The organism is Microbacterium sp. 70-16, assembly GCF_001898315.1.
Lineage (GTDB): Bacteria > Actinomycetota > Actinomycetes > Actinomycetales > Microbacteriaceae > Microbacterium.
On the sequence record NZ_MKTQ01000007.1, the window covers coordinates 1 to 4,723 of the forward strand.

5 protein-coding genes are annotated in these 4,723 nt (G+C 71.0%); all 5 read left to right on the forward strand.

Annotation, left to right across the window (positions count from 1 at the left end; genetic code table 11):
- Positions 1–455, forward strand: a 455-nt coding sequence (locus BGO46_RS00495; protein WP_299984965.1) for an ATP-binding protein, incomplete at its 5' end; no start/stop codon positions are given.
- Entirely contained in the window at positions 455–2,110 is a 1,656-nt protein-coding gene (locus tag BGO46_RS00500) for an AarF/ABC1/UbiB kinase family protein (protein WP_036286080.1), read from the forward strand. The genes BGO46_RS00495 and BGO46_RS00500, both read left to right, overlap by 1 nt.
- Positions 2,111–2,149: 39 nt before the next feature.
- On the forward strand, positions 2,150–2,692 hold the full coding sequence (locus tag BGO46_RS00505) for a type II glyceraldehyde-3-phosphate dehydrogenase (protein WP_081767967.1): 543 nt from the start codon (positions 2,150–2,152) through the stop codon (positions 2,690–2,692).
- Between the two features lie 26 nt (positions 2,693–2,718).
- Positions 2,719–3,078 carry a metalloregulator ArsR/SmtB family transcription factor gene (locus tag BGO46_RS00510; RefSeq protein ID WP_292679297.1) on the forward strand — a complete coding sequence of 120 codons (360 nt, stop codon included), beginning with the start codon at positions 2,719–2,721 and terminating at the stop codon, positions 3,076–3,078.
- Positions 3,075–4,723 (forward strand): cation-translocating P-type ATPase (locus tag BGO46_RS00515; protein ID WP_299984968.1); only part of this gene is annotated, 1,649 nt, incomplete at its 3' end. The genes BGO46_RS00510 and BGO46_RS00515, both read left to right, overlap by 4 nt.

Consider the following 4,723-nt stretch of genomic DNA (forward strand, 5'->3'; position numbering starts at 1 on the left):
CCCGCCACTACATCGACCTGCAACGGATCACCGGGCGCAGCACCGCGGAGGTGCGGGCACGGCAGAGCGAGTTCCAGCGCGCCGTCGTCGACATGCAGATCGAGCAGGAACGCTCCCTCGACCCGCAACAGACCGTGTTCCTGGACCGTGCTCTGCCGGACTCGCTCGCCTACTACCGCTTCCTCGGCCTCGCCCCCGGCACCGCCCTGCTGGGCGCGCTGGCCGGCGCCCGGTACGCGACGGTGTTCCTGCTTGACCTGCTCCCGCTGGCGTCCGACTACGCGCGCACCGAGGACCCCGCCGCGCAGCGGCGCATCCACGACCTGCTCGGGCTGGTGTACCAGGAGCTGGGCTTTCCCGTCGTCACCGTCCCCGCACTCGCCCCCGACGCGCGCGTCGACTTCATCCTCGAACGAGCATCGGCCGGCACTCCAGCCGAGAGGGGCGTGAGCTGATGGGCGCGGGGAGTAGCCGGTACCGGCAGATCGGGGCCGTGCTGCGCCGGCACGGACTCGGCGTCCTGGCCGGCGTGCTGGGCCTGGGCGGCTTGGTGCCGTTCCACCGCGGCGCCCTCGGACACGCCCGGCAGGAGGACCCCTACACGAACCCCGAGCATGTGCGGGTCGCGTTGGAGGAGCTCGGGCCGACGTTCGTGAAACTGGGCCAGATCCTCTCCACCCGGCACGATCTGCTCCCCGCGGCATGGGTCGCCGAGTTCGCCAAACTGCAGGACGACGTCGCCGCGGCACCGTGGGAGGGCATTCGGGACGTGCTCCGTGAAGAGCTCGGCGCCGACCCAGAGCACGTGTTCGCCCAGTTCGACCCGGTGCCGCTGGCGGCGGCGTCCATCGGGCAGGCGTACGCGGCAACTCTTCACGACGGCACCGAGGTCGTCGTGAAGGTGCGCCGGCCCGGCGTGGTCGCGCAGGTGCATGAAGACCTGGACATTCTCCGCAACCTCGCCGACCGCGCCGACCGGCGCTGGGATGCCATCCGGCAGTACGACCTGCCCGGGCTGGTGGAGGAGTTCTCCCGCACGCTGCGTGCCGAGCTGGACTACCTGCAGGAGGCCCGCAACGCCGAACGGTTCGCGCAGGAGTTCGCCCACGCGGCGCGGGTGCGGATTCCCCGCGTGCACGGGGAGACCACGACCTCGCGCGTGCTGACCCTGGAGCGGATGAGCGGGGTGCGGATCGACGACCTGGAGGGCCTGGACGCCGCCGGCATCGACCGGGTCGCACTCGCGCGGCTGGGTGCCGACATCGTGCTCACGATGGTGTTCGACAACCGGTTCTTCCATGCCGACCCCCATCCCGGGAACATGTTCGTGCAGCCCGACGGCGCGCTCGCGCTGATCGACTTCGGGATGGTCGGGGAGCTCACCGAACAGACCACGGACGGCCTCGCCGGCATCGTGCTCGCCTTCACCCGCGACGACCCGGACACCCTCACCACCGCCCTGATAGAACTCTCCCGGACCGCCGACGTCGTCGACCGGGCAGGGCTGCGGCAGGCGATCACCGCGTTCACGGCCCGCTACCGGGGCCGTTCGCTGTCGGAGATCAGCCTCGCAATCATGCTCCAGCAGCTGCTCGGCATCCTGCAGCAGCACCAGCTGCACCTTCCGCAGGAGACGGCGCTGCTGTTCAAAGTGCTGATGATGGCCGAAGGGACCGCGGCGCGGCTGGATCCGGACTTCCAGATGCTCGACGCCCTGCAGCCCTACGCTGAGCAGCTCACCCGCGCCCAGCTGTCCCTGCCGGCTCTGGCCCGGCGATGGGCGCGCGCGGGAGCCGACACCGGGGCACTGCTCACCGAGCTGCCCGCCACCCTGAGCCGGCTCCGGCATCTCCTCGAAGACGGCGGGTTCGAGGTGCACCTGCGCGCGACGGAGCTGGAACCTCTCGTCGGGCGCGCCGAACGCGTCGGCAACCGTGTCGTCGCGGGAATGATCGCCGCCGCGCTGATCAGCGGGATCGGCACCCTCGTCGGCGGGAACACGAAATGGCGCTCCCGGGAAGGCGTCCTGATCGGCGCCGGGACCGGCACGATCGGCGCCCTCGGCAGCTATCTGCTGTGGACGCTGCGGCGCCGCCGACCCCGCCCCTGACCCGCGCACGGCTCAAGAACACCACGAAAGGAGACGAAGATGGACAGGATCAGAGTCGGCGTCAACGGGTACGGAGTGATCGGCAAGAGGGTCGCCGACGCCGTCCACGCCCAACCCGACATGCACCTGGTGGGCGTCGCGGACATCGTCACCGACTGGCGAATACAATCCGCCGTCCCGCGGCTGCCCGTATTCGCCGCCACCCCCGACGCGCACAGCGGCATGGTGGACACCGGCATCCGCCCCGAGGGAACCCTCGACGATCTCCTCGCGCAGAGCGACGTGATCGTCGATACGACCCCCAAGCACGTCGCCGCCGGAAACCTGCCCCGCTACCAGGCGGCGGGAGTAAAGGTGATCGTGCAGGGCGGGGAAGCGCACTCGACCACCGGGCACTCCTTCGTCGCCCAGGCCAACTACGCCACCGCGCTCGGCCGGGACCTGACCCGGGTGGTGTCCTGCAACACCACCAGCATCGTCCGCGTCCTCGGCGCGCTCGAAAACGCCGGGCTGCTGCTGCGCGCCCGCGGGGTTACTGGTAGGGCCGAATGTCGCAGGGTGCACTATTCATCCTGGGATTAGTTCAGTCAACACTGTATGATCAGTGCATGCTGACCATTGCTCCACGTCTCGACGTCATGAACCGGCTCGGCCGGGCCATGGCGGACCCGACGCGCTCCCGGATACTGATGACCCTGCTCGACGGCCCCAGCTACCCGGCGGTGCTCTCGCGTGAGCTGGAGCTGACCCGCTCGAACGTCTCGAACCACCTGACCTGCCTGCGCGACTGCGGCATCGTGGTCGCCGAGCCGGAAGGGCGGCAGACGCGCTACGAGATCGCGGACCCGCACCTCGCGGCGGCGCTGACCGCGCTGGTGGACGTGACGCTCGCGGTGGACGAGCACGCGCCCTGCATGGACGCTTCGTGCACGGTGCCGGGCTGCTGCGGGACGGGAGCGGGCGAGTGAGCGCGGCGTGCGGCTGCGAGCACGACGAGCCTGCGGCCACTGTCGCCGAAGAGGCTGAGGAGGCGGAGCGCCCTTGGTGGCGGGACCGCGGGATCATGGTCCCGGTATTCTCCGGCGTCGCCTTCCTGACCGGTCTCGTCCTGGAGTGGTCCGGGATGGAGATCCCGGCGCTGGTGGCGTTCTGGGTCGGCCTGCTGCTGGGTGCGTCGACGTTCACGCCGGGCGCGATCCGGAAGCTGTTCACGGGCAAGCTGAGCATCAGTCTGCTGATGACGATCAGCGCGATCGGTGCGGTCATCCTCGGCTACGTCGAAGAAGCCGCGGCACTGGCGTTCCTCTACTCGATCGCCGAGGCCCTGGAGGACAAGGCGATGGACCGCGCCCGCGGCGGGCTCCGGGCGCTGCTCAAGCTCGTCCCCGAGACCGCGACCATCCGGCGCGACGGGGCCTCGGTCGAGGTCGCCGCGAAGGACCTCGCCGTCGGCCAGCTGATGCTGGTGCGCCCGGGCGAGCGGATCGCGACCGACGGGATCGTCCGCACGGGCCACTCCAGCCTGGACACCTCCGCGATCACCGGGGAGTCGATCCCGGTGGAGGTCGAGCCTGGGGACTCAGTGTCGGCCGGCGCGATCAACACCGCGGGAGCGCTGGAGGTCGAGACGACCGCGGCGGGCACCGACAACTCGCTGACCACCATCGTCGAGCTCGTGGAGCAGGCACAGGCGGAGAAGGGGGACCGCGCTCGTCTCGCGGACCGCATCGCCCGCCCGCTCGTGCCGGGTGTGCTGATCCTCGCCGTCCTGGTCGCCGTGATCGGTTCGCTCTTCGGTGACCCGGAGCTGTGGATTACCCGCGCCCTCGTGGTGCTCGTGGCGGCGTCGCCGTGCGCGCTGGCGATCTCGGTGCCTCTCACTGTTGTCGCTGCGATTGGTGCGGCGAGCAAGTTCGGCGTGATCATCAAGTCGGGTGCCGCGTTCGAGCGGTTCGGCGTGATCCGCCACGTTGCCGTCGACAAGACCGGCACCCTCACCCGCAACGAGCCCGCCGTCGCCGCCGTCCTCACCGTGGACGGTGTGAGCGAGGCGGAGGCGCTGGCGTGGACGGCCGCCCTGGAGCAGCGCAGCACCCACCCGCTCGCGGCCGCGATCACCGCCGCAGCGCCGGATGCGCCTGCGGCGGAGGGCGTGACCGAGCAGGCCGGGCACGGCATCGAGGGCGAGCTCGATGGCGCGCGGATCACCGTCGGCAGTCCCCGCTGGCTGCACGCCGGCACGCTCGACGACCGGGTCGCGGGGCTGGAGGAGCAGGGCATGACGGTCGTGATCGTCCACCGCGATGGCGTCGCGGTCGCCGCGATCGGCGTCCGCGACGAGCTGCGCCCGGAGGTCCCCGAGGTCGTGCGCACCCTCGCGACCCAGGGCATCGGGGTGACCATGCTCACCGGCGACAATGCCCGCACCGCCCGCGCTCTCGCTGCGCAGGCAGGGATCGAGGACGTGCGCGCCGAGCTGCGCCCGGAGGACAAGGCCGCCGCGATCGCAGAGCTCGGTGCGAAGGGGCAGGTCGCGATGATCGGCGACGGCATCAACGACGCCCCTGCGCTGGCCGCCGCGGACATCGGGATCGCGATGGGCGCGACGGGCTC

Excerpts from the sequence above, each read along its gene's own strand:
- BGO46_RS00500 (WP_036286080.1), top strand. The coding sequence starts at position 455 with ATGGGCGCGGGGAGTAGCCGGTACCGGCAGATCGGGGCCGTGCTGCGC.
- BGO46_RS00505 (WP_081767967.1), top strand. The coding sequence starts at position 2,150 with ATGGACAGGATCAGAGTCGGCGTCAACGGGTACGGAGTGATCGGCAAG.
- BGO46_RS00510 (WP_292679297.1), top strand. The coding sequence starts at position 2,719 with ATGCTGACCATTGCTCCACGTCTCGACGTCATGAACCGGCTCGGCCGG.